The sequence below is a fragment of the Pseudomonas marvdashtae genome, from assembly GCF_014268655.2.
Lineage (GTDB): Bacteria > Pseudomonadota > Gammaproteobacteria > Pseudomonadales > Pseudomonadaceae > Aquipseudomonas > Aquipseudomonas marvdashtae.
In genome coordinates, this window is record NZ_JABWQX020000004.1 from 38100 (window position 1) to 59639 (window position 21540).

The following is a 21540-nucleotide window of genomic DNA, read 5'->3' on the forward strand; positions in this document are numbered from 1 at the left end:
GTTGTTAAAACAAAAGTTATATTCTTTTTTGTTATATGTCGTTACAAGCTCTCGCCAGGCTGTCGGGCAGTTATGCCGCATATTGGACCTTAGCTGTACCTGTGCGGGATGTCGGTTTTTTCCTAAGCTTGCGTCACGTATTTCCGAAACCAGGCCGTGTATGCGGGGCCGTCAGGTTCGCTCGCGTCGAACCGATCCAGTGAGAACACAATATGAATGACCCTCGCCAATGGGCGCGCGAAGCCATCCGCATCATCGAGGCGGATTTCCAGCGCAGTGCCGACACGCATTTGATTCCACTGCCACTGCCGGGACTGCCGGGCATCGAGTTGTATTTCAAGGACGAATCCAGCCACCCCACCGGCAGCCTCAAGCATCGGCTGGCCCGTTCGCTGTTTCTCTACGCGTTGTGCAACGGCTGGCTCAAGCCGGGCGCGCCGGTGATCGAGGCCTCCAGCGGCTCGACGGCGATTTCGGAGGCTTACTTTGCCCGCTTGCTGGGCCTGCCGTTCATTGCGGTGATGCCGGCGACTACCTCGAGGGAAAAAATCGCACAGATCGCCTTCTACGGTGGCAAGAGCCATTTGGTGGACGATCCTACGCAGATCTACGCCGAGTCCGAGCGCCTGGCTCGCGAGCATGACGGACATTTCATCGACCAGTTCACCTACGCCGAGCGCGCCACGGATTGGCGCGCCAACAACAATATCGCCGAGTCGATCTTCCAGCAGATGCGCTTCGAGCGGTATCCGGAGCCTGCCTGGCTGGTTTCCAGCCCTGGCACGGGCGGTACGACGGCGACCCTCGGGCGTTATGTCCGTTATCGCCAGCACTGTACCCGTGTGCTGTGTGCCGACGCCGAGCGGTCGGTGTTCTTCGACTACTACCGCAGCGGCGATGCCGACCTGCGCCTGGATTGCGGTTCGCGGATCGAAGGCATCGGCCGGCCACGGGTCGAGGCGTCGTTCCTGCCCAAGGTCATCGATGCGATGGTCAAGGTGCCGGACGCCTTGTCCCTCGCGGCCATGCATTACCTGGCCCAGCGCTTGGGACGACGGGTCGGCGGATCCAGCGGCACCAACCTGATCGGCGCGTTGATCGCTGCGAAGCGAATGGCAGACGCCGGCGAATCGGGGTCGATCGTGGCGATTTTGTGTGATGGCGGGGAGCGCTATGCCACGACGTATTACGAGCCGGCCTGGCTCGAGGCTCAGGGGTATGAATTGGCTGGATTGATCGATGCCGTGGCGGCATGCGCGGAGCGGGGAGAGGCGTTGCCGGAGAGTGTGTTGCGAGCTGATATCTGAATCTTCGATAAGACGAGTTCCCGGGGGAGCGAGCAAGCTCGCCCCCCGGCAAACATGGTCAGGCCTTCAGGCCAAGTACATCCCGCGCCACCGCTTCGGCAATCCGGATACCGTCCACGCCCGCCGACAGGATCCCGCCCGCATAACCTGCGCCTTCGCCTGCCGGGAACAGGCCCTTGACGTTCAGGCTCTGCAGCGTTTCGTCGCGGGTGATGCGCAACGGCGAAGAGGTGCGAGTCTCGATGCCGGTGAGCACGGCGTCGTGCAACGAATAGCCGCGGATCTGTTTTTCGAATGCCGGCAGGGCTTCGCGGATGGCTTCGATGGCGAAGTCCGGCAGGGCCAAAGCCAGATCACCCAGGGACACCCCCGGCTTGTAGGAAGGTTCGACGCTGCCCAGTGCGGTGGACGGCTTGCCAGCGATGAAGTCACCCACCAACTGCGCGGGGGCTTCGTAGTTGCTGCCGCCGAGCACGAAGGCATGGGATTCCAGGCGTTCCTGCAATTCGATGCCCGCCAGCGGACCGCCGGGATAATCCACTTCCGGGGTGATGCCGACGACGATGCCGGAGTTGGCGTTGCGTTCGTTGCGCGAGTATTGGCTCATGCCGTTGGTCACGACGCGGTTCGGCTCGGAAGTCGCCGCCACCACGGTGCCACCTGGACACATGCAGAAGCTGTACACCGAGCGACCGTTCTTGGCGTGGTGCACCAGTTTGTAGTCGGCGGCGCCGAGTTTCGGGTGCCCGGCATACTTGCCCAGGCGCGCGCTGTCGATCAGCGATTGCGGATGTTCGATACGGAAACCCACCGAGAACGGCTTGGCCTCCATGTAAACGCCGCGACCGTGGAGCATGCGGAACGTGTCCCGGGCGCTGTGGCCGAGGGCCAGGATCACGTGTTTCGAATGGATCTGCTCACCGCTGGCCAGCTCGACGCCAACCAGTTGACCGTCTTCGATCAAAACGTCAGTGACCCGCTGCCCGAAGCGCACTTCACCGCCCAGGGCGCGAATCTGCTCTCGCATGTTTTCCACGACGCCGGTCAGGCGGAACGTACCGATGTGCGGCTTGCTGACGTAGAGGATTTCTTCCGGCGCCCCGGCCTTGACGAACTCGTGCAGGACCTTGCGTCCGAGGAACTTCGGATCCTTGATCTGGCTGTAGAGCTTGCCGTCGGAGAAGGTCCCCGCGCCGCCTTCGCCGAATTGCACATTGGATTCGGGGTTGAGCACGCTTTTGCGCCATAGGCCCCAGGTGTCCTTGGTGCGTTGGCGCACTTCCGGGCCACGCTCGAGGATGATCGGCTTGAAGCCCATCTGCGCCAGCAACAGGGCGGCGAAGATCCCGCACGGGCCGAAGCCGACCACGATCGGCCGCTCGCTCAGGTCGTTCGGTGCCTCGCCGACGACTTTGTAACTGACATCCGGCGCTTCGTTGACGTTTCGGTCATCGGCGAACTTGCGCAGCAGGCTGGCTTCATCGCGCACCGCCAGGTCGATGGTGTAGATGAAGCACAGCTCAGAGGATTTCTTGCGTGCGTCGTAGCTGCGCTTGAACAACGTGAAGTCGAGCAGGTCATCGCTGGCGATGCCCAGGCGTTGCACGATGGCAGGGCGCAGGTCTTCTTCGGGATGGTCGATCGGCAGCTTGAGTTCGGTGATTCGTAACATAACGGGGTCCGGTTCGCGGGATGCACAACTGCACCAGGGCGTGAACCGGCGATTATAAGCCAAAAGCGCTGGATCAGTCGTCGCGCGCCCCACCGAAGTAGGCGCAGCCGCGTTGGACCTGGCCGTTGACCCGCAACTCGGCGCTCATGTGTTGCACACTGCCGCTGACGCTGTCGACACAACGCGCAGGTGTGACCCAGAGCTCGACTTTCTGGCCGTTGGCTTCGGTGCCGAGGTTGAAGCGGCCGTCGCCCAGTTGCTCCTCGACATAAGGCACCGCCAGTGGTGGCTGGCCTTCGCGATCCAGCACCAGGCCCTTGCCGCTGGCCTTGAGCGCCCATTCGGGGCCGTGCCCCGCGGCACGCAAGGTCAGACGCTTGAAGTCCGCATCGGCGCAAGCGTTCCCCGAGCGTTCCAGGCGATACAGTTGCTCGAGGTCCAATTGGCTGTCGGCGCCGGCCGCGGCGCTGGAAACGATACGGCCACGGACATCGGCAAACAGCTTGCCTTGGTCGTCCGCCAGGGTGGCGGCCTGTTGCAGCACGCTGGTTGCGCCTGTGTCGTTGACGATATAGCGACGTTGCTCCTCGCATGGCTGGAACACCAGCTTGCCATCGGCCGCCGTCAGCTCCCCCTGCATGCGCATCTGGCCAGCGTGGGACGCACTCTCACGCGGGGCGTCGAGCAGCTGGCAACCGGCGAAGAGCGGGAGAAGGGCAATACACAACAGGGAACGAGCGACACGCATCATTGGGTCTCCAGACAAGTGTCGCCACGTTACTCAGACTATTGTTTCATCACAACCCACAGGGCGAATTTACAACTCGATCCAGGGAGTTCAGCAACATTCCGTGTCATTTCCAAATGCCAAGGCATTGGGAAAGGGCCTAGTCTTGCGCCGTTTCAGCTAGAGGGTGGTCTCATGACGATGGCAAGACAGGTGCTGTTCACAGGATTGGGGATGTTGGCGGCCTTGCAGTGCATGGCGGCAGATATCCATTTTTCGTCCGCTTCGGATTTTACTTCAATGATCCTGACACTCAAGCAGGAGAACGACCCCAATCCGGGATACGTGCTGCTAGACGTCATGCTCAGCCCGGACGCGCAAAAACGCGTGGCACGGATGAGTCGTGAGTCGCTGGATCAACCCGTGCGGATATTTATCAATGGAACATTCATAAGCCGGCCAACAGTGAAATCGGCGCTCGATATGACTGGCACGCGGCTGAGCATACCGCGTGAAATCGCCCCGTCGCTGATACCCACGTTGTTAGAACCTTCGGCGCCCTGATTGAATCCAGAGCACCTCCGAGTACGCGTTCGTCAGCCCACGTGAAACGTCTGACCAGTTTGCAGGCCTTCGACGCTCTTGGCGTAGGCCAATGCCACATCCGCTGCGGGAACGGGTTTGAAGCCGCGGAAATAAGGTGCGTATTTGTCCATGGCTTCCAGCAGCACGTTCGGGCTCACCGAGTTGACTCGCATGCCCCGTGGCAACTCGATTGCCGCGGCGCGCACAAAACTGTCCAGGGCGCCGTTGACCAGGGCCGCTGAAGCACCGCTCTTGATCGGATCGTGGCTGAGCACGCCGGTGGTGAAGGTGAAGGACGCTCCGTCGTTAGCGAATTCACGGCCGATCAGCAAAAGATTCACCTGGCCCATCAGCTTGTCCTTCAAACCGAGGGCGAAGCTTTCTTCGGTCATGTCGCCCAAGGGCGCGAAGGTGACGTTGCCCGCTGCGCAGACCAAGGCATCGAAGCGGCCGGTCTTCTCGAACAGGGCGCGAATCGAGGCGCTGTCGCTGATATCCACTTGCAATTCGCCGCTGTGGCGGCCGATCCGGACGATTTCATGGCGTGGCGACAGTTCGTTATCGATGGCTGAACCGATGGTGCCGTTGGCGCCGATCAACAGGATTTTCATGGGCTGTTCCTCAGTGGTGTGAACGAGGTTGCAGTCTAGGATGGATTTTCTCGTAGATAAGCGTGCTAATAGGAAACCTTTGGTTTTCAATTGGAAACAATCCAATGAGCGAGATAGACGACCTGGCGGCGTTTGCCGTACTCGTCGAAGCCGGGAGTTTTACCTTGGCGGCGCAGCAGTTGGGGTGCAGCAAGGGGCAATTGTCCAAGCGCATCAGCCTGTTGGAGGAGCGCTTTTCGGTGCTCTTGCTCCAGCGTACGACCCGGCGCTTGAGCCTCACGGCGGCGGGGGCGGCGCTGCTGCCCCAGGCCCAGGCGTTGCTGGTCCAGGTGGAAAGGGCGCGTCAGGCATTGGCCCGCTTGAAAGGCGAAATCTCCGGGCCGGTGCGTATGACGGTTCCGGTCTCGCTGGGGGAAACCTTCTTTGAAGGTCTGCTGACGGAGTTTGCCCATGCGTACCCCGACGTGCAGATCGAGTTGGAGCTCTACAACGGCTATCGTGATCTGTCTCGCGATGGCTTCGACCTGGCAATCCGCTCGGATGCCTCTATCGATGAGCGGCTGGTGGCCCGCCCGCTGCTGGCCTGGCACGAAATGACCTGTGCCAGCCCGGCCTACCTGGAACGTTACGGCGAGCCCGACGCCCCCCAGGCCTTGGCCGAGCATAAGTGTCTGCTCAACAGCCATTACAGCGGTCGGGAGGAATGGCTGTATCACCAGCAGCACGAACTGCTGCGGGTGCGAGTGTCCGGGCCGTTTGCCAGCAACCACTACAGTTTGTTGAAAAAAGCCGCCCTGGCCGGGGCAGGAATCGCGCGATTGCCGTCGTATTTGCTCAACGAGGAACTGGCCGATGGGCGACTGCGCTGGTTGCTGCGCGATTTTCAGACCCGCCGCATGCCGATGTACCTGGTGCATCCGTATCAGGGCGGATTGCCCAAGCGTACGCAGGTGCTGGCTGATTATCTGATCGATTGGTTCAAGCGCAGCGGGGAGGCGTTGGATCGACTCTGATAACGAACACTTGACCTTGTGGCGAGGGAGCTTGCTCCCGCTCGGTTGCGCAGCGACCGCAAAATCTTGGGGCCGCTACGCAGCCCAGCGGGAGCAAGCTCCCTCGCCACAGGGATTTCGTCCAACATCCGGGCGAAAAAAAAACGGCCCGAAGGCCGTTTTCATGGAGGCAGACTCAACCGCCCAAATACGCTTCGCGCACTTTCGGATCGGTCAGCAGGGCTTCGCCGGTGCCTTGCATTACCACGCGGCCGTTCTCCAACACGTACGCCCGGTCGGCGATTTTCAGCGCCTGGTTGGCGTTCTGCTCCACCAGGAACACCGTCACGCCATCCTTGCGCAGCTGTTCGATGATGTCGAAGATCTGCTGGATGATGATCGGCGCCAGGCCCAGTGAGGGCTCGTCGAGCAACAGCAGCTTGGGCTTGCTCATCAGCGCACGGCCGATGGCGAGCATTTGCTGTTCGCCGCCGGACATGGTGCCGCCGCGCTGGGTAAAGCGCTCTTTCAGGCGTGGGAAAAGGTGCAGTACTTTGTCCATCTGTTCCTGGAAGTCGCCTTTGTCGGTGAAAAATCCGCCCATGGCGAGGTTCTCTTCCACGGTCAGCCGGGCAAACACGCGACGGCCTTCCGGCACCACGGCAATGCTCTTGCGCATGATCTGCGCCGAGTCCTGGCCCACCAATTCCTCGCCCATGTAGCGGATGCTGCCGCTGTGGGCCTGAGGCGAACCGCAAAGCGTCATCAGCAGGGTGGATTTACCGGCACCGTTGGCACCGATCAGCGTGACGATTTCGCCCTGGCGGACTTCGACGTTGACGCTGTGCAGCGCCTGGATCTTGCCATAGAAGGTGGAAACGTTTTCGAACTGCAGCATTTACGCTTCCCCCAGGTAGGCTTTGATCACTTCAGGATTGTCGCGGATCTGTTCCGGCGTGCCGTCGGCCAGGGGAGTGCCCTGGTTGATCACGACGATGTGGTCGGAAATGCTCATGACCAGCTTCATATCGTGCTCGATCAGCAGGACGGTGACGTTGTGCTCTTCACGCAGCACGCCGATCAGCGCCTTGAGGTCTTCGGTTTCCTTCGGGTTCAGGCCGGCGGCCGGTTCGTCGAGCATGAGGATCCGCGGGCGGGTCATCATGCAGCGGGCGATTTCCAGGCGTCGTTGCTGACCGTAGGCCAGGGTCCCGGCGGTACGGTTGGCGAACTCGGTGAGGTTGACCTTGTCCAGCCAGTACTCGGCGTACTCCATGGCCTCGCGTTCGCTCTTGCGGAACGCCGGGGTCTTGAACAGGCCGGCAAAGAAGTTGGTGTTCAAATGACGATGCTGGGCGATCAACAAATTCTCGACCGCCGTCATGTCCTTGAACAGCCGCACGTTCTGGAAGGTCCGCACCACGCCCTTGCGAGCGATGTGGTGGCCGGGCAGGCCCTGGATTGGCTCGCCGTCCAACAGGATGGTGCCGCCAGTCGGCTGGTAGAAGCCGGTCAGGCAGTTGAACACCGTGGTCTTGCCCGCGCCGTTCGGCCCGATCAAGGCAACCACTTGTTTCTCTTTCACGGTCAGGGCCACGCCGTTGACCGCCAGCAAACCGCCGAAGCGCATGCTCAAGTTTTCGACTTTCAGGATCTCGCGGCTCATTTGCGCAGCTCCATGTGCGGGCGTTGCATAGGCAGCAGACCTTGAGGACGCCAGATCATCATCAGCACCATCAAGGCGCCGAACATCAACATGCGGTATTCACTGAATTCACGCATCATTTCGGGCAACAGGATCATCACGATCGCCGCGAGGATCACGCCCAGCTGCGAGCCCATCCCGCCCAGCACCACGATGGCGAGGATGATCGCTGACTCGATGAAGGTGAAGGACTCCGGCGTCACCAGGCCTTGGCGGGCAGCGAAGAAGCTGCCGGCAAAACCGGCGAACGCAGCGCCGAGGGTGAAGGCCGACAGCTTGATCACGGTCGGGTTGAGACCCAGCGCACGGCAGGCGATTTCGTCTTCGCGCAGCGCTTCCCACGCACGGCCAATCGGCATGCGCAGCAGGCGGTTGATGACGAACAGCGCGGCCAGGGCCAGCAGCAACGCCACCAGGTAGAGGAAGATCACCTTGTTGATCGAGTTGTATTGCAGGCCGAAGAACTCGTGGAAGGTCTGCAGGCCTTCGGCGGCCTTGCGCTCGAAGGTCAGGCCGAAGAACGTCGGTTTCTCGATGTTGCTGATGCCGTTCGGGCCACCGGTGATGTCGGTCAGGTTACGCAGGAACAGGCGGATGATCTCGCCGAAACCCAGAGTCACGATTGCCAGGTAGTCACCGCGCAAGCGCAGGACCGGGAAGCCCAGCAGGAAACCGAAGGTCGCGGCCATCATCCCGGCGATCGGCAGGCAGATCCAGAAGCTCAGGCCGAAGTAATGGGACAGCAGCGCGTAGCTGTAGGCGCCGACGGCATAGAAACCCACGTAGCCCAAGTCCAGCAGGCCGGCCAGGCCTACGACGATGTTCAGGCCCAGGCCGAGCATCACGTAGATCAGGATCAGCGTGGCGATGTCCACCGCACCGCGTGAACCGAAGAACGGCCACACCAACGCCACGACGACCAGGCCCAGGACGATCCAGCGTTGGGTCGACGGCAGGGTCAGGAAGTTGCTAGCCTTGGCCGGGATCACCGGCACGCCGGGAGATGCCTTCCAGGCTGCGCTGATCTGCGTGCTGAACAACACCCGCAGGAACATCAGGACGGAACATACGGCGATAGTCGCCAGGATGGCCGGGCTGGTGCCGTGCACTTCCAGGTTGATGCCGACGATGGTCAGTTTGAGACCGAGTACCGGATAGGCCACGGCCCAGACCAGCAGGGCGCTGAAGAGCGCCGATTTGAGATGCCTAGTCATACTTTCTCAACCTCCGGACGGCCCAGGATGCCGGTCGGCCGGAATAACAGAACCAGAACCAACAAGCCGAACGCCACGACGTCCTTGTACTGGTCGCCGAAGATGTCGGCGCCAAAGGCTTCCGCCACGCCCAGCACCAGCCCGCCGAGCATTGCGCCGGGGATGCTGCCGATGCCGCCCAGTACCGCGGCGGTGAAGGCTTTCAGGCCCACGAGGAAGCCGGCGTTGGGGTTGATCACGCCGTATTGCATGCTCAGCAGCACCGCGGCGATGGCCGCCAGGGCCGCACCGATGACGAAGGTCAGGGCAATGATGTTGTTGGTGTTGATGCCCAGCAGGTTGGCCATCTTGATGTCCTCGGCACAGGCGCGGCAGGCGCGGCCCAGGCGGGAACGGGAGATGAACAGCGTCAGGCCGAGCATGGCGACCAGGGTCACCACGAACACCACGATTTGCATGTAGGAAATCATCACTTCCTGTGCCCCGCCTGGCCCGATGGCAAAGTTGCCTGGGATCAGGTTGGGAATGGATTTGTCCTTGGAGTCTTGCGAAAGCAGTACCGTGTTCTGCAGGAAAATCGACATGCCAATGGCGGAAATCAGCGGGATCAGACGGTTGCTGCCGCGCAACGGGCGGTAGGCGATCCGTTCGATGCTGTAGCCATAGGAACTGGTCACCACGATGCTCGCGATGAACGCCGCGGTCATCAACAGCGGGACACTGTCGAGTCCCATCATGGCCAGCCCGGCGATGGCGATGAACGCCACGTAGGAGCCGATCATGTACACCTCGCCGTGGGCGAAGTTGATCATTCCAATGATGCCGTAAACCATCGTATAGCCGATGGCGATCAGGGCATACGTGCTGCCAACGGTCAGGCCGTTAACCAGCTGCTGGAAGAAGTGATAGATGTCAGGCATTACAGCGCTCCTAAAAACCTGATACGCATTTCACTGGTGGAGTCATTTTCCCGCCCGGGCCCCGTGGATCTGCATCCACTTCGAGCACGAGGTTTGCCAGCGAACCGCTGATGACGGTTTTGAGATTTTCAGGTGGGGAGACTGGCGGATCACGCCAGCGCGGCCCAATACATTTAAAACAAAGCCCACGGCACGCCGTGGGCTTTATTGGCAGTCAGTCAGGCCAGGCCTTACTGAGGCGAAGCTTCGGTTTTAGGTTTGCCGAAATGCCACTCGTAAACCACGAACTTGAAGTCCTTCAGGTCGCCCTTCGCGTCGAAGCTCAGGTCACCGGTTGGGGTCTTGAAGGTGCCGGCGTGGATGGCTTCAGCCACTTTTTCCGGGTCTTCGCTCTTGGTGGAAGTGATGGCCTGGGCGATCACTTGCACAGCCGAGTAGGACGGGAACACGAACGGACCGCTCGGGTCTTCTTTCTTGGCCTTGAAGGCGTCAGCCAGGGCGATGTTGGCAGGGTCCTGGTCGAAGGATTTCGGCAGGGTTACCAGCAGGCCTTCGGAAGCTTCCTTGGCGATCTGCGAGATCGAGTCGTTACCCACGCCTTCCGGACCCATGAACTTGGCCTTCAGGCCTTTTTCCTGGGCTTGACGCAGGATCAGGCCCAGCTCCGGGTGGTAGCCGCCGTAGTAGACGAAGTCGACGTTGGCTTGCTTGAGCTTGGCGATCATCGAGGAGAAGTCCTTGTCGCCGGCGTTCACGCCTTCGAACACGGCAACCTTGGTGCCTTTCTTCTCGAGGGTGGCTTTTACGGCGCTGGCGATGCCTTCACCGTACTGCTGCTTGTCGTGCAGGACCGCAACGACTTTCGGCTTGACGTGGTCGGCGATGTAGTTGCCGGCCGCTGGGCCTTGGGCGCTGTCCAGGCCGATGGTGCGGAAGATCATCTTGTAGCCGCGAGCGGTGATGTCCGGGCTGGTGGCGGCCGGGGTGATCATGATCACGCCTTCGTCTTCGTAGATGTCCGACGCTGGCTGGGTGGAGCTGGAGCACAGGTGGCCGACCACGAACTTGACGCCGTCGTTGACCACTTTGTTCGCAACCGCGACCGCTTGTTTCGGATCGCAGGCGTCATCGTATTCAACGGCGACCAGTTGCTTGCCGTTGACGCCACCCTTGGCGTTGATCTGCTCGATGGCCATTTTCGAGCCACTGAACTGCATGTCACCGTATTGGGCTACGGGGCCGGTTTTCGGGCCGGCGATGCCGATCTTGATGGTGTCGGCGGCCAACGAATGGCTGGCAACCCCGGCCAGAACCATAGCGGCAAACAGTTTGGAAATCTGCTTAGTAGCCTTAGTCATAGTGCTCCACTCATGCTGTTGTAGTTTTTATAGTCCTGGCGCCGTAGCAGCAGAACCGGGTCAGATATCTTGGATATCCTCGCGGAAAATGCCCCCGGCAACTGTACCGGTACAGTGTAGAGCGCCGATTGTTGGCAAGGGAAGCTGGCGCTTGGGGGCAAAACCCGAGGGTGTCGCTTTATTGAAAGAAAAAGACAGATTGGCGGCGGGGTTGGACCGGTCAAATCGGCAATCCTTGGCTTTGCTGCGCTTTTCAATCGGTACTGCAATTGCAACCGGGTTTTTCTGCCAGACCACCGACGTTATCATTCGCGCCGATTTCTTTTCCGGACAGCTCCCCCATGAATCAAGAACCTAGCACCCTCTATGCCAAATTGCTCGGTGAAACGGCATCCATCACCTGGAAGGAGCTGGAGCCGTTCTTTGCCAAGGGTGCCCTATTGTGGGTCGATCCCGCACTGGATCTGATCGCCGCGGCCGAGGCCGTTGCCCAGGACGAAGGGACTAAAGTCGCCACCTGGCTGGACGCCGGGCAGCTTGCCAAGCTGTCTGAGACGCGGGCGCTGGATCTCTTCGAGCGAGATCCGCAGCTTTGGGCCGTGGTGGTTTCGCCGTGGATTTTGATCCAGGAAAGGGCATCGAATTGATCGATGCACCAAGTTGGCTCGTGTTTTTTTGCTTGAGAAAGTGTGTACGTGAGTAGCGTGATGGCAGCCTGCCGTGGCGAAACGCCACAAGGGAGGGTGACGTATACGTAACGGGAACAGTTTATTGAGCAGCCTTTGGGCTGCTCAATTGTTTCTGAATGCCTCAGTAACTCTTGCCGGTATGGTTATTAAGAGAAATAACCTTGGTCTTGCCGATCCGGTGACGGTAGATCTCGCGCAGGTACTTGATCGACTTCTTTACGCAGTCGCGGGACAGGCGGATGTCGTTGATCGAGACAAACTTGTCCTTGTCACTGATCAGCTCGCGGTATTTCTTCTCGTACATCGGCTTGATCGCGTACCAGTTGGTATCGAGGATCTTCGCCGGGTTCTCGAATTCGTTGAGCAGCTCATCAATGCGTCCTTCATCGAACTCTTCATTGATGATGAAGTCCAGGATCGAGTTGTCCAGGGTGTCGTCGAAGCGGTACGGGTTGCGGGCGAAGCAGCGCTTGATGAAGGCCACGATCAGCGTCAGGAAGTCGTCCGACAGGCACGGGCTCTTGGCGATCAAGGTGGTCAGCGACAGGTTGGCCGAGGCGCCGATCACCAAGGCGTAACGCTTGAGCGTGGTGTTGGGGAACAAGCTGTTGAGGTGGGTCTTGAGCCGGTTCAGGTCCATGTAGGACAGCTTGTAGTCTTTAGGCAGCGAGACGATCGACACCACCGACGAGCAGTTCTTGAAAAAGTGCAGGTCGTGCAGGGCGGCGGCGTCGTAGCCGGAATTCTTGTATTGCTCCAGCGAGGCCCGGTAGCGCTTGGATTCGATGGGCAGCAGGCTGATGCCTTCGATGGCCTGGGTGACTTTGTTGAAGTGCGGCAGGTCGATGGAGCGGAAGAACAGGTCGTCGATGTTCAAGCGCGGCGGTTCTTTCTCGAACACCTTGAACTTGTCGCCGCTCGGCGCGGGGGTTTCCGGGACCACGGATTCGGCGTAGGCAATCGCCACCGGGCCGGCCAGGCTCATGAACAGGTCGTTTGCGTCGAGGCGGATGGTCTCGCCGATGTCGATGCCGGCGCGCCGGAAATAGTTCTGGTCGTAGTCGGTGGTGACGGCCTGGGCCGTCAGAATATTGAAGATCTGCTGGGAAATGTACTGGTTGGCGTGCTTCTCCATCGCATTGACATCAATGTTCTGGATGTTGCCGTCATCGCTTTCCTCGGCGTAACGCATGATGTCGTTGGAGATCAGCATCATCGCGTTCCATGGACGGATACGGCCCATGACGCTGGCTTCGCTGCTGTCTTCATTGGCGAAGTTGTAGGAGAAGTCCCATTCTTCCGAGAGGTATTTGCACAGCAGGCGTCCGGCGTTGATGTGCAGCGCCTCGGACATTTCACTGCGGTGATCGGAAATGTTCGGCAGCACGCAGATGCCGCTGGTGAAGATCGGCTCGAAGACGAAGGAGTGGCCGCTCTTGCTGTCGTGCTCGTCCATTGGCTTGGTGTCGAACGTCTTGTTCATGTACGAATACTGCTGGGCCAGGCCGAACTCCGAGGCCATGCCCGAGCCGGTACCGCCGCCGGCGCTGAAGATCGAGAAATACAGGCGCGACTGGTTGGCCTTGATGCCGCAGCTGTCGATCAGGTACGAGTGGATCATTTTCCAGTCGGGGCTGGAGAAACGCTGGGTGTCCTTGTTCAGGATGATCTTCGCCAGGTACTGGCCGAGGATCGGCGCGTTACCGGCGCCGCCGGCATGGACTTCCGACAGGTCCATGATTTTCATTTTGCTGTAGTCGCGCAGGAAACCGCTTTTCTCGCCCTTGCGCGAGAAGCGGATGCGCCCGGCGATGTCCTTGTCCAAATCGCCGAGCATGACCAGCGGTTCTACCAAAAATACCGGTTTGCTGGCCTTGCCATGGCCCAGGCGCAGGTTGCGCATCCACTGGGCCGGGCGATAGCCCTTGTCGCCGTAGCTCTTGTCTTCGGCGTTGAATTCGTTGAGGTAGAACTTGCGGGCGTTATAGACCAGCTCCGCGACGTCCAGGGCGATGTTGGAGCCGCAGCGCCCCAGCCCGATCAGGCACACCGACGGGAATTCCTGCTGGCCACGCTCGCTCTCGTCGTCCACCAGGTGGGGCGGACGGGGGAACACGGCATCGCGCAGGCCATCGAGGTTATCGAGGATGCGGTCGGTGTTGGTCTCGGTGAAATACAGGTATTGCTGGGTCGCCAGTGGGCGCGGGGGAATCGACGGCTTCGAGACTTCTGGACCGTTGGCGGCCGGGCTCAAGGTCAGATCGGATACCGCAGTGGCTGTTTTTTTGGAGGTCATTGTGCGCCGTATGCCTGACTGGTCGGTCCGACGACCTCTGTCATCGAACCATCGCGGATGGGAACTCGCGTCCTGACGGTCGCGAATGTCGGCCCAAGCGTTCAGGGCTGCAGCCTGACCAGCGCTCGGGGGAATCTTGTCCTGATCATCTTGGATCGGCCATCGCGCGGCGTTCTTTAACGGTTAACAGGCAAAATGATGGCTATTGTTACCGGTAATTGACCGAGGTCATGAATAACGCCACGCGCCATGGTCGGGTATCAGCCCTGCGAATGATTGAAGACAGCGCGCGCGCGGCTGTCTAGATTGCAGGCTCCGGGCTCGGATGCCTCGCCCAACAATAAAAAAGAGACGGACCCATGCAGAACTCGACCCAAGCGGCGAATGCCTGGCGCATTCTGTTCCTGTTGTTCCTGGCCAACCTGTTCAATTTCTTCGACCGCACCATCCCGGCGATCATCATCGAGCCGATCCGCATGGAATGGAGCCTCAGCGACTTCCAGATCGGCATCATCGGTACCGCCTTCACCATTGTCTACGCCATTGCCGGCTTGCCGTTGGGGCGCATGGCCGATACCGGTTCGCGCAGCAAGCTGATGGGCTGGGGCCTCGCGGCCTGGAGCGGGCTGACGGCGGTCAACGGCCTGGTGGGCAGTTTCTGGGCGTTCCTGGTGGTGCGCATGGGGGTGGGCATCGGTGAAGCCAGTTATGCACCGGCGGCCAACTCGTTGATTGGCGATCTGTTCCCGGCCCACCGCCGGGCTCGGGCGATGGGCATCTTCATGCTCGGCCTGCCGCTGGGCCTGCTGTTGGCGTTCTTCACCATTGGCGCGATGGTCAAGGCGTTCGACAGCTGGCGTGCGCCGTTCTTTATCGCGGCGGTGCCGGGATTGGTGCTGGCGGTCTTCATGTTTTTCATCAAGGAGCCCAAGCGCGGCGCGGCGGAAGCCGTGCAGGTGTCCCAGGAAAAGGTCGATCGGCCGGTTCGCCGGGTGTTGGCGGTCCCTACATTCCTGTGGCTGGTGATGGCGGGGCTGTGTTTCAACTTCGCCACTTATGCCTGCAACTCATTCCTGGTGCCGATGTTGCAGCGTTATTTCCTGATGCCGCTGCACGAGGCCGCCGTGGCGACCGGGATCATGGTCGGCGTGACCGGGTTGTTCGGGTTGACGCTCGGGGGCTGGGTGGCCGACAAGATTCACCAGCGCGTGCCCAACGGCCGCTTGCTGTTCGCGGCGTTCAGCCTGGCTATTTCGACGGTCACCACCGCGTGGGCGTTGCATGCCGGGCGCATCGAAATCGGTGTGTTCGTGGCGGTGTTCAGCGTGGGTTGGCTGTTTGCCTACAACTTCTACACCTGCGTCTACACCGCGATCCAGGACGTCGTCGAACCGCGCCTGCGCGCCACCGCGATGGCCTTGTATTTTGCCGGGCTGTATCTGCTCGGCGGCGGCCTGGGGCCGGTGGTGGTCGGCGGCTTGTCCGACTACTTCGCCCATACCGCCATGGCCGCCGCAGGCGTCGACCAGATGACCGAAGCGTTCAAGGCCATCGGCTTGCATGACGCGATGTACCTGATCCCGGTAGCGCTGTTGTTGACCATGGTGTTCTTGTTCCTGGCGTCTCGCTGCTTCGTGCGTGATGCCAAGCGGATGAAGGACGGGATGAGCGCGGATGTGATGCCGGAAGGTGTCGCGGCGACGGCCTGAGATCGGTGGGCAAAAGCGCTTTCGTGGCGAGGGAGCTTGCTCCCGCTGGACTGCGCAGCAGGCCCAAGGTATTGATTAAGCCAAGGATTATTGGGGCCGCTTCGCGACCCAGCGGGAGCAAGCTCCCTCTCCACGGGGAAGTGCTATCGACACTACCGGGCTTTTTCCTCTCGCCCTCGCAACAGGTGATTCGGCATCGCCAGCGCCGCGGCCAAGCCCAGCAACGACACCGCCGCGCTGATCATCAACAAGTGCCGGAACGTTGCCCGCAATTGCTCATGCAAGGCGTCCAAGGTCTGGCCCGGTGCGGCGTTGAGGCCGTCCAGCAGGACGTTGCCGGAGTGCCTTTCGCCTATCAGCGCCGAACCGGCGAGCTGGGCCAGGCCCGACCCCTGCAGCAGGGCCAGCAGCAAGGCCGACATCAGTGCCACGCCCACTGCCCCGCCGAGGGAGCGGAACAGGTTGGTGGTGCTGGTGGCCACGCCGATATCCCGTTGTTCCACTGAATTTTGCGAGCCCACCAGCGACGTGGGAAATTGCATGCCGGACGCAATGCCGCTGAGCAGCATGAACAGGCCGCTGAGCCAGAACGCATCCGGCGGGGTGAATGCCATGCCGAGGATGGCAAACGGGAAGAGCAGGGCGCCACTGAGAATCATCGGTTTGTAGCGTCCGGTAATCGAAGTACGGCGCCCGGCGAAATAGGCGCCTATCGGCAAGCCCATCGCCAGCGGCAGCAGATGCAACGCGGCGCTGTCGGCACCGGCGCCGGTCACGCTCTGGAAGCGCAATGGCACCAGCACCGTCAACGAGATCGCCTGGAAACTGGTAAAGAACACCGTGCACCAGCACAACACCGCGCTGCGGTTGACGAACAGGTGCATGGGCAGCAACGGCTCCCGGGCACGGCGTTCGTGCCAGACGAAACTTGCCAGCACGATCACCGCACAAGCCAGCAACCCGAGTACCTCGCGGCTGTGCCAGGCGTGGCCCTGGCCGATCTGGGTAATGCCCAGCAGCAGCGCGGTCAGGCCGATGATCAGCAAAACGGTGCCCAGGTAGTCGATGATCGGTGTGCGTTGCGGCACGGGCAGCCCCACCAGGCTGCGACGGGCCACCCACCACGCGCCCAGGCCCAGCGGCAGGTTGATCCAGAACACCCAGCGCCACGACAGGTACTCGGTCATGTAGCCGCCCAACACCGGCCCGGCGACGCTGGCCACCGCATACATGCTGCTGAAATAACCCTGGTAACGACCCCGCTCCCGGGGTGGGATGATGTCGCCGATGATCGCCTGGCTCACGGAAATCATCCCGCCAGCGCCGATGCCCTGGACGATCCGCGCCAGTACCAGTTGCTCCATGTCCTGCGCCAGGCCACAAAACAGCGAGGCCACGGTGAACAGGCCCATGCCGAACAGCATCAGCGGTCGGCGACCGTACAGGTCGCCCAGCTTGCCGTAGATCGGCACCGCAACGGTCATGGCGACCATGTAGCCCGAGATCACCCAGGCCAACAGGCTGACGTCCTTGAATTGCGCGGAAATGGCCGACATCGAGACCGCGACGATGGTCTGGTCCAGCGCCCCGAGAAAAATCGCCATCATCAACGCAACCAGCACGCTGCGGATTACGGGTTGCCGGGCTTGGGACGTGTCGAGCTGAGTCAAGGTGAGACCTGCGGGCATCGCGCCGGGGCGGCGAATGGACGGGAGCCCGCAGTTTAAATCGATAGTCGGCTATTCGATAGCCTCGTAAGGAAGCCCCACATAATTTTCCGCGATGGTTTTTCGGCCCGCCTCGGAGTCCACGAAATATTCCAGCTCCGCTTCGCTGATGCGCTGGTTGAACGCATCGTCCTCGAAGCGGTGCAGCATCGACGTCATCCACCAGGAGAATCGCTCGGCTTTCCACACGCGTCGCAGGCAGATCGCCGAATAACGTTCCAACAGATCCACGCGGCCGTCGCGGTAGACCTTCAGCAGAATGTTGTACAACGTGCTGACATCACTGGCGGCCAGGTTCAAGCCTTTTGCGCCGGTGGGCGGAACGATGTGAGCGGCGTCGCCCACCAGGAACATCCGCCCGTACTGCATCGGTTCGACGACGAAACTGCGCAGCGGCGCGATGCTTTTCTCGATGGAAGGACCGGTCACCAGCGTTTCGGCCAGGTCGGCGGGCAGGCGGTTCTTCAGCTCGGTCCAGAAACGCTCGTCCGACCAATCGGCCACTTGCTCTTCGGCAGGCACCTGCAGGTAGTAACGCGTGCGGGTCCGCGAGCGCATGCTGCACAGGGCGAAGCCGCGCTCGTGGCGGGCGTACACCAGTTCCTCGTGGACAGGCGGGGTGTCGGCGAGAATGCCGAGCCAGCCGAACGGGTAGACACGCTCGAAAACCTTGAGTTTTTCCGTCGGGATCGACTGCCGCGCGACACCGTGGAAACCGTCACAGCCGGCCACGTAGTCGCAGTCCAGGCGCCAGGTTTCCCCGACGTGTTCGAAGGTCACGAAGGGGCGTTCGGTTTGCAAGTCGTGGGGCTGGGCGTTATCGACTTGATACAGCGTTTGGGCGCCGGATGCCTGGCGAGCGGCCATCAGATCGCGGGTGACTTCAGTCTGGCCGTAGACCATGACGTTCTGGCCGCCGGTCAGTCCCTTGAGATCGATGTGCACGCGCCGGCCGCTGAGCACCAGTTCGAAACCGTCATGGGGCAGGCCCTCGGCGTCCATGCGCTGGCCAACGCCGGCCTGGCGCAGCAGATCGACCATGCCTTGCTCGAGTACGCCGGCGCGGATGCGACCGAGGACGTAGTCGGGCGTCTGGCGTTCAAGGATCAGGGTGTCGATGCCGGCGTTGTGCAGCAGCTGGCCGAGCAGCAGTCCAGAGGGGCCGGCGCCGATAATGGCGACTTGGGTCTTGAGTGTTTTCATTGTTGTTATGACTCGCAAGGAGCACGCGACCAGGGTCGGTGTTTATTATTAGTAATCCTGGCCTGCATTTTTCGCTTGCGAACCTGTCAATTGAAGGGGAAAACTGCGCTGATACCTGTACTTTCTGCCAATCGGTGCGATTATCGCCCGTAACCCGAGGCCGAACCTCGTTATGAAGAAAACTGAGCTGCCTTCGATTCCGGTGTTCAAGCTTTATGGCGAGAGCCAGGATTGGCCGACGCCGGACCTGCTGCACTGCGAAACCATTTCCTCGCGCAGCAGCGAGCACCAATGGGAAATCAAGCCCCATCGGCATGCCGACCTGTGCCAGTTGCTGTTTGTCTTCAAAGGCCAGGCAGAACTGGAAATCGAAGGCCAGCGCACCCGGCTCGAGGAGCCCGCCGTGCAGATCCTGCCGCCGCTGTCGGTGCATGGCTTTCGTTTTTCCGAAGATGTGCAAGGCTATGTGGTGACCCTGGCGGCGCCGCTGGTGACGCACCTGCAGGCGCAGCTCGGCCATTCGGTGAATGTCCTGGCCCAGGCTGAAGCCTACCCAGCCGGTGAAAATGCCGATTATCTCAACAGCCTGTTCAGCGCCTTGCAGGCGGAGTACGTCGGCCACCAACCGGCCCGGGAAATGCTGATGCATGCGCTGGTCAGCGTGATCATGGTCTGGGTCAGTCGGCAAGTGATGCACCGGCGCACCTCCAGCCAGCGTCCGCAACGGGCTCGGGAATACCTCAACGGGTTCATTCAGTTGGTGGAAGAAACTTATCGCCAGCACGTCAAGGTAGAGGACCTGGCCCATCGCCTGGGCATCTCGGTGTCACACCTCAACGGCACCTGTCGCGAGCTGGCAGGGCAGCCGGCGTTGCAGATCATGCATGAGCGTCAGTTGCTGGAAGCCAAGCGGCTGCTGACTTATACCGGCATGACGATCTACGAGATTTCCGAGGTGCTCGGCTTCTCTGATCCGACCAACTTCACCCGACTGTTCCGCCGGCGCGTCGGCATCTCGCCCAAGGCCTTCCGCGACCGGCTCAAGACCGACCCGCAGGACGACTGAAACCGCCTCAGCGCAGCGCGTTCAAGGTGGCGTTGTGCGGTATGCAGCGCTCGAAGTTGCAACTGGCGTAATCACGGGGCAATTGCCTGGCCTGCTCGACTCGATAAGCCGCGGTGCCATACAGCGCAAGCGTGGCAGTGCAGGTGACAAAAATGGCGAGGCGTCTTCTTGTCTTGATGTTCATGGCGATGACCTCTGAACGAATACCCGGGGGTACTGTTTTCAGCATAGGTCAGCCGTGGCGGGTTGCCAGTGAGGAAGGTGTTGTGTGTAGCCCGATATTCAGGGCACTGATACGCCCTGAGGGAGGATCCCCAGCAGTGATAGTGGCGAGGGAGCAAGCTCCCTCGCCACGGGTTTACTTCAGGCCGGGAAGCCGGGCGATTATTCCAGGTGTTCTGGCTTCATCGGATCCCCCGGCTTGACGTCCAACTGCTGGCGAACGTCTTCGAACATCTCGTCATAATACTTGTGCATCGAACCGATGCTGGCGCTCTTGGGCATGCCGTACTGCTGGGCGATGCGCGTGGCGTGGCGGGCGAAGTCGAAGGCCTGGTCCTTGGCCAGGAAAAACGTCTCGTCCACGCTCTTGTCTTCCACCGTGCCGTGCAGTCGGAATGACATGCCCGTTCCTTCCTTGGGGTCCTGCGCGACTTCGTAATCAATGCACAGGTTGTAGCTGTAGTCGTCCTTGTTCAGCGCATGGCGCTCCATGTGCAGGTGACCGGGTTCGAACATGGCCATAAGCGTCTCTCTTTCGAAGGCGTGGAGAACGGCAGACACCGCGCCTGCTGCATAAGTTTTGCCGTTACCGATAAACCATGCCCGGCGTTGCCGTGCTGACGCGGGTGCCGGCGGTGCCCTGGACGATAGCATCGATGTCCGATAGCGACCCGATCACGGCGACCTTGCCGGTGTTGCGGGCAAATTCACAGGCGGCCTGTACCTTTGGCCCCATGGAGCCGGCGGCGAAACCGAGTTTTTCCAGGGCGTCGGGGTGGGCCTGGGCGATGGCTTTCTGAGCCGGCGTGCCGAAGTCGACAAAAGCGGCGTTGACGTCCGTGGCGATCACCAGCAGATCGCTCTCCAACTGTTCGGCCAAGAGCGCCGAGCATAGGTCCTTGTCGATCACCGCTTCCACGCCTTGCAGGTTGCCGTTGGCGTCGTACATCGTCGGGATGCCGCCACCCCCGGCGCAGATCACGATGCTGCCCTTCTCCAGCAACCACTTGATCGGGCGGATTTCAAAGATGCGCTTGGGGCGCGGGCTGGCGACCACTCGGCGGTACTTATCGCCGTCCGGGGCGATAGTCCAACCTTTTTCAGCGGCTAATTTCTGCGCTTCTTCGTGGCTGTAGACCGGGCCGATGGGCTTGGTCGGGTTTTCAAAAGCCGGGTCGTTGGCGTCCACTTCGACCTGGGTCAGGAGCGTCGCGAAGGGCACCTCGAAGTCCAGCAGATTGCCCAGTTCCTGTTCGATGATGTAGCCGATCATGCCCTCGGTCTCGGCGCCCAGCACGTCCAGTGGGTAGGGCGCGACCGAGGTGTAGGCCGCCGCTTGCAGCGACAGCAGGCCGACCTGCGGGCCGTTGCCGTGGGCGATGACCAGTTGGTTGCCAGGGTGGATTTTCGCGATCTGCTCAGTCGCGGTGCGGATGTTGCTGCGTTGGTTGTCGGCGGTCATGGGTTCACCCCGACGCAGGAGGGCGTTTCCGCCCAGAGCAACGACGATGCGCATGGTGCTGTCCTTCTGACAGAG

General features: G+C 61.0%; 21 protein-coding genes. 6 read left to right on the plus strand and 15 right to left on the minus strand.

Going from position 1 to position 21540, the window contains the following annotated elements:
- Positions 1-212: 212 nt before the first annotated feature.
- Positions 213-1307, plus strand: a complete 1095-nt coding sequence (locus tag HU742_RS23870; protein WP_186635244.1) for a PLP-dependent cysteine synthase family protein — start codon at positions 213-215, stop codon at positions 1305-1307.
- Positions 1308-1365: 58 nt separating this feature from the next.
- Here the strand turns inward: HU742_RS23870 and HU742_RS23875 are convergent, their stop codons facing one another.
- Positions 1366-2979 (minus strand): NAD(P)/FAD-dependent oxidoreductase, encoded by a 1614-nt coding sequence (locus tag HU742_RS23875; RefSeq protein ID WP_186644779.1) that lies wholly within the window; start codon positions 2977-2979, stop codon positions 1366-1368.
- A gap of 73 nt (positions 2980-3052) precedes the next feature.
- Entirely contained in the window at positions 3053-3727 is a 675-nt protein-coding gene (locus HU742_RS23880) for a COG3650 family protein (protein ID WP_186644825.1), read from the minus strand.
- Between the two features lie 174 nt (positions 3728-3901).
- Here HU742_RS23880 and HU742_RS23885 point away from each other — a divergent pair, with 174 nt between their 5' ends.
- Positions 3902-4270, plus strand: coding sequence for a hypothetical protein (locus tag HU742_RS23885; protein ID WP_186644781.1), 369 nt, complete (start codon positions 3902-3904; stop codon positions 4268-4270).
- Positions 4271-4302: 32 nt separating this feature from the next.
- On the opposite strand, the gene HU742_RS23890 is transcribed toward HU742_RS23885, so the two are convergent.
- Entirely contained in the window at positions 4303-4902 is a 600-nt protein-coding gene (locus HU742_RS23890; RefSeq protein ID WP_186644783.1) for a short chain dehydrogenase, read from the minus strand.
- Positions 4903-5006: 104 nt separating this feature from the next.
- Between HU742_RS23890 and HU742_RS23895 the strand changes: the two genes are divergently transcribed.
- Positions 5007-5915 (plus strand): LysR family transcriptional regulator, encoded by a 909-nt coding sequence (locus tag HU742_RS23895; RefSeq protein WP_186635255.1) that lies wholly within the window; start codon positions 5007-5009, stop codon positions 5913-5915.
- A 175-nt stretch (positions 5916-6090) separates the two neighbouring features.
- Here HU742_RS23895 and HU742_RS23900 read toward each other — a convergent pair whose 3' ends face one another.
- The 6 genes from HU742_RS23900 to HU742_RS23925 all read right to left on the minus strand — a co-directional run bounded on the left by HU742_RS23900 (position 6091) and on the right by HU742_RS23925 (position 11400).
- Positions 6091-6792: an ABC transporter ATP-binding protein gene (locus tag HU742_RS23900; protein ID WP_186613630.1), complete on the minus strand. Its 702-nt coding sequence runs from the start codon at positions 6790-6792 to the stop codon at positions 6091-6093.
- On the minus strand, positions 6793-7560 hold the full coding sequence (gene livG, locus HU742_RS23905; RefSeq protein WP_060738896.1) for a high-affinity branched-chain amino acid ABC transporter ATP-binding protein LivG: 768 nt from the start codon (positions 7558-7560) through the stop codon (positions 6793-6795).
- Positions 7557-8813, minus strand: coding sequence for a high-affinity branched-chain amino acid ABC transporter permease LivM (locus tag HU742_RS23910; RefSeq protein ID WP_186613626.1), 1257 nt, complete (start codon positions 8811-8813; stop codon positions 7557-7559). The genes livG and HU742_RS23910 overlap by 4 nt, the downstream gene beginning before the upstream one ends.
- On the minus strand, positions 8810-9733 hold the full coding sequence (livH, locus tag HU742_RS23915) for a high-affinity branched-chain amino acid ABC transporter permease LivH (RefSeq protein ID WP_186613624.1): 924 nt from the start codon (positions 9731-9733) through the stop codon (positions 8810-8812). Before livH ends, HU742_RS23910 begins: the two co-directional genes overlap by 4 nt.
- Before the next feature lie 230 nt (positions 9734-9963).
- Positions 9964-11091 carry a branched-chain amino acid ABC transporter substrate-binding protein gene (locus tag HU742_RS23920; RefSeq protein ID WP_186635258.1) on the minus strand — a complete coding sequence of 376 codons (1128 nt, stop codon included), beginning with the start codon at positions 11089-11091 and terminating at the stop codon, positions 9964-9966.
- Positions 11092-11151: 60 nt separating this feature from the next.
- A complete protein-coding gene (locus HU742_RS23925) occupies positions 11152-11400 on the minus strand; it encodes a hypothetical protein (protein ID WP_186644785.1) in 249 nt (82 codons plus the stop codon).
- A 32-nt stretch (positions 11401-11432) separates the two neighbouring features.
- On the opposite strand from HU742_RS23925, the gene HU742_RS23930 reads away from it, so the two are divergent.
- Positions 11433-11738: a DUF2288 domain-containing protein gene (locus HU742_RS23930; protein ID WP_186644787.1), complete on the plus strand. Its 306-nt coding sequence runs from the start codon at positions 11433-11435 to the stop codon at positions 11736-11738.
- A 163-nt stretch (positions 11739-11901) separates the two neighbouring features.
- Here HU742_RS23930 and HU742_RS23935 read toward each other — a convergent pair whose 3' ends face one another.
- Complete coding sequence (locus HU742_RS23935; RefSeq protein WP_186635267.1) at positions 11902-14076, minus strand: hypothetical protein; 2175 nt, start codon at positions 14074-14076, stop codon at positions 11902-11904.
- 359 nt (positions 14077-14435) lie between these two features.
- Between HU742_RS23935 and HU742_RS23940 the strand changes: the two genes are divergently transcribed.
- Positions 14436-15785, plus strand: coding sequence for a spinster family MFS transporter (locus tag HU742_RS23940; protein ID WP_186635270.1), 1350 nt, complete (start codon positions 14436-14438; stop codon positions 15783-15785).
- A 152-nt stretch (positions 15786-15937) separates the two neighbouring features.
- On the opposite strand, the gene HU742_RS23945 is transcribed toward HU742_RS23940, so the two are convergent.
- Both HU742_RS23945 and pobA read right to left on the minus strand, forming a co-directional pair.
- Positions 15938-17455, minus strand: a complete 1518-nt coding sequence (locus HU742_RS23945; protein WP_186644789.1) for an MDR family MFS transporter — start codon at positions 17453-17455, stop codon at positions 15938-15940.
- A 69-nt stretch (positions 17456-17524) separates the two neighbouring features.
- Positions 17525-18715 carry a 4-hydroxybenzoate 3-monooxygenase gene (pobA, locus tag HU742_RS23950; protein WP_186635276.1) on the minus strand — a complete coding sequence of 397 codons (1191 nt, stop codon included), beginning with the start codon at positions 18713-18715 and terminating at the stop codon, positions 17525-17527.
- Positions 18716-18887: 172 nt separating this feature from the next.
- On the opposite strand from pobA, the gene HU742_RS23955 reads away from it, so the two are divergent.
- Positions 18888-19781: a helix-turn-helix domain-containing protein gene (locus HU742_RS23955; protein ID WP_186635279.1), complete on the plus strand. Its 894-nt coding sequence runs from the start codon at positions 18888-18890 to the stop codon at positions 19779-19781.
- A 7-nt stretch (positions 19782-19788) separates the two neighbouring features.
- Here HU742_RS23955 and HU742_RS23960 read toward each other — a convergent pair whose 3' ends face one another.
- The 3 genes from HU742_RS23960 to arcC form a co-directional block, all read right to left on the minus strand.
- Positions 19789-19965, minus strand: a complete 177-nt coding sequence (locus HU742_RS23960) for a hypothetical protein (RefSeq protein ID WP_186613605.1) — start codon at positions 19963-19965, stop codon at positions 19789-19791.
- Positions 19966-20165: 200 nt separating this feature from the next.
- Positions 20166-20525 carry a DUF5064 family protein gene (locus HU742_RS23965; protein ID WP_186635282.1) on the minus strand — a complete coding sequence of 120 codons (360 nt, stop codon included), beginning with the start codon at positions 20523-20525 and terminating at the stop codon, positions 20166-20168.
- A gap of 64 nt (positions 20526-20589) precedes the next feature.
- Entirely contained in the window at positions 20590-21519 is a 930-nt protein-coding gene (arcC, locus tag HU742_RS23970) for a carbamate kinase (protein ID WP_186644791.1), read from the minus strand.
- Positions 21520-21540: the final 21 nt, after the last annotated feature.

Coding starts and splice junctions, on each gene's coding strand:
- HU742_RS23880 (WP_186644825.1), bottom strand. CDS start 3,727: ATGCGTGTCGCTCGTTCCCTGTTGTGTATTGCCCTTCTCCCGCTCTTC.
- HU742_RS23955 (WP_186635279.1), top strand. CDS start 18,888: ATGAAGAAAACTGAGCTGCCTTCGATTCCGGTGTTCAAGCTTTATGGC.
- pobA (WP_186635276.1), bottom strand. CDS start 18,715: ATGAAAACACTCAAGACCCAAGTCGCCATTATCGGCGCCGGCCCCTCT.
- arcC (WP_186644791.1), bottom strand. CDS start 21,519: ATGCGCATCGTCGTTGCTCTGGGCGGAAACGCCCTCCTGCGTCGGGGT.
- livG (WP_060738896.1), bottom strand. CDS start 7,560: ATGAGCCGCGAGATCCTGAAAGTCGAAAACTTGAGCATGCGCTTCGGC.
- HU742_RS23910 (WP_186613626.1), bottom strand. CDS start 8,813: ATGACTAGGCATCTCAAATCGGCGCTCTTCAGCGCCCTGCTGGTCTGG.
- HU742_RS23870 (WP_186635244.1), top strand. CDS start 213: ATGAATGACCCTCGCCAATGGGCGCGCGAAGCCATCCGCATCATCGAG.
- HU742_RS23900 (WP_186613630.1), bottom strand. CDS start 6,792: ATGCTGCAGTTCGAAAACGTTTCCACCTTCTATGGCAAGATCCAGGCG.
- HU742_RS23875 (WP_186644779.1), bottom strand. CDS start 2,979: ATGTTACGAATCACCGAACTCAAGCTGCCGATCGACCATCCCGAAGAA.
- HU742_RS23940 (WP_186635270.1), top strand. CDS start 14,436: ATGCAGAACTCGACCCAAGCGGCGAATGCCTGGCGCATTCTGTTCCTG.
- HU742_RS23895 (WP_186635255.1), top strand. CDS start 5,007: ATGAGCGAGATAGACGACCTGGCGGCGTTTGCCGTACTCGTCGAAGCC.
- livH (WP_186613624.1), bottom strand. CDS start 9,733: ATGCCTGACATCTATCACTTCTTCCAGCAGCTGGTTAACGGCCTGACC.
- HU742_RS23965 (WP_186635282.1), bottom strand. CDS start 20,525: ATGGCCATGTTCGAACCCGGTCACCTGCACATGGAGCGCCATGCGCTG.
- HU742_RS23885 (WP_186644781.1), top strand. CDS start 3,902: ATGACGATGGCAAGACAGGTGCTGTTCACAGGATTGGGGATGTTGGCG.
- HU742_RS23890 (WP_186644783.1), bottom strand. CDS start 4,902: ATGAAAATCCTGTTGATCGGCGCCAACGGCACCATCGGTTCAGCCATC.
- HU742_RS23935 (WP_186635267.1), bottom strand. CDS start 14,076: ATGACCTCCAAAAAAACAGCCACTGCGGTATCCGATCTGACCTTGAGC.
- HU742_RS23920 (WP_186635258.1), bottom strand. CDS start 11,091: ATGACTAAGGCTACTAAGCAGATTTCCAAACTGTTTGCCGCTATGGTT.
- HU742_RS23960 (WP_186613605.1), bottom strand. CDS start 19,965: ATGAACATCAAGACAAGAAGACGCCTCGCCATTTTTGTCACCTGCACT.
- HU742_RS23930 (WP_186644787.1), top strand. CDS start 11,433: ATGAATCAAGAACCTAGCACCCTCTATGCCAAATTGCTCGGTGAAACG.
- HU742_RS23925 (WP_186644785.1), bottom strand. CDS start 11,400: ATGATAACGTCGGTGGTCTGGCAGAAAAACCCGGTTGCAATTGCAGTA.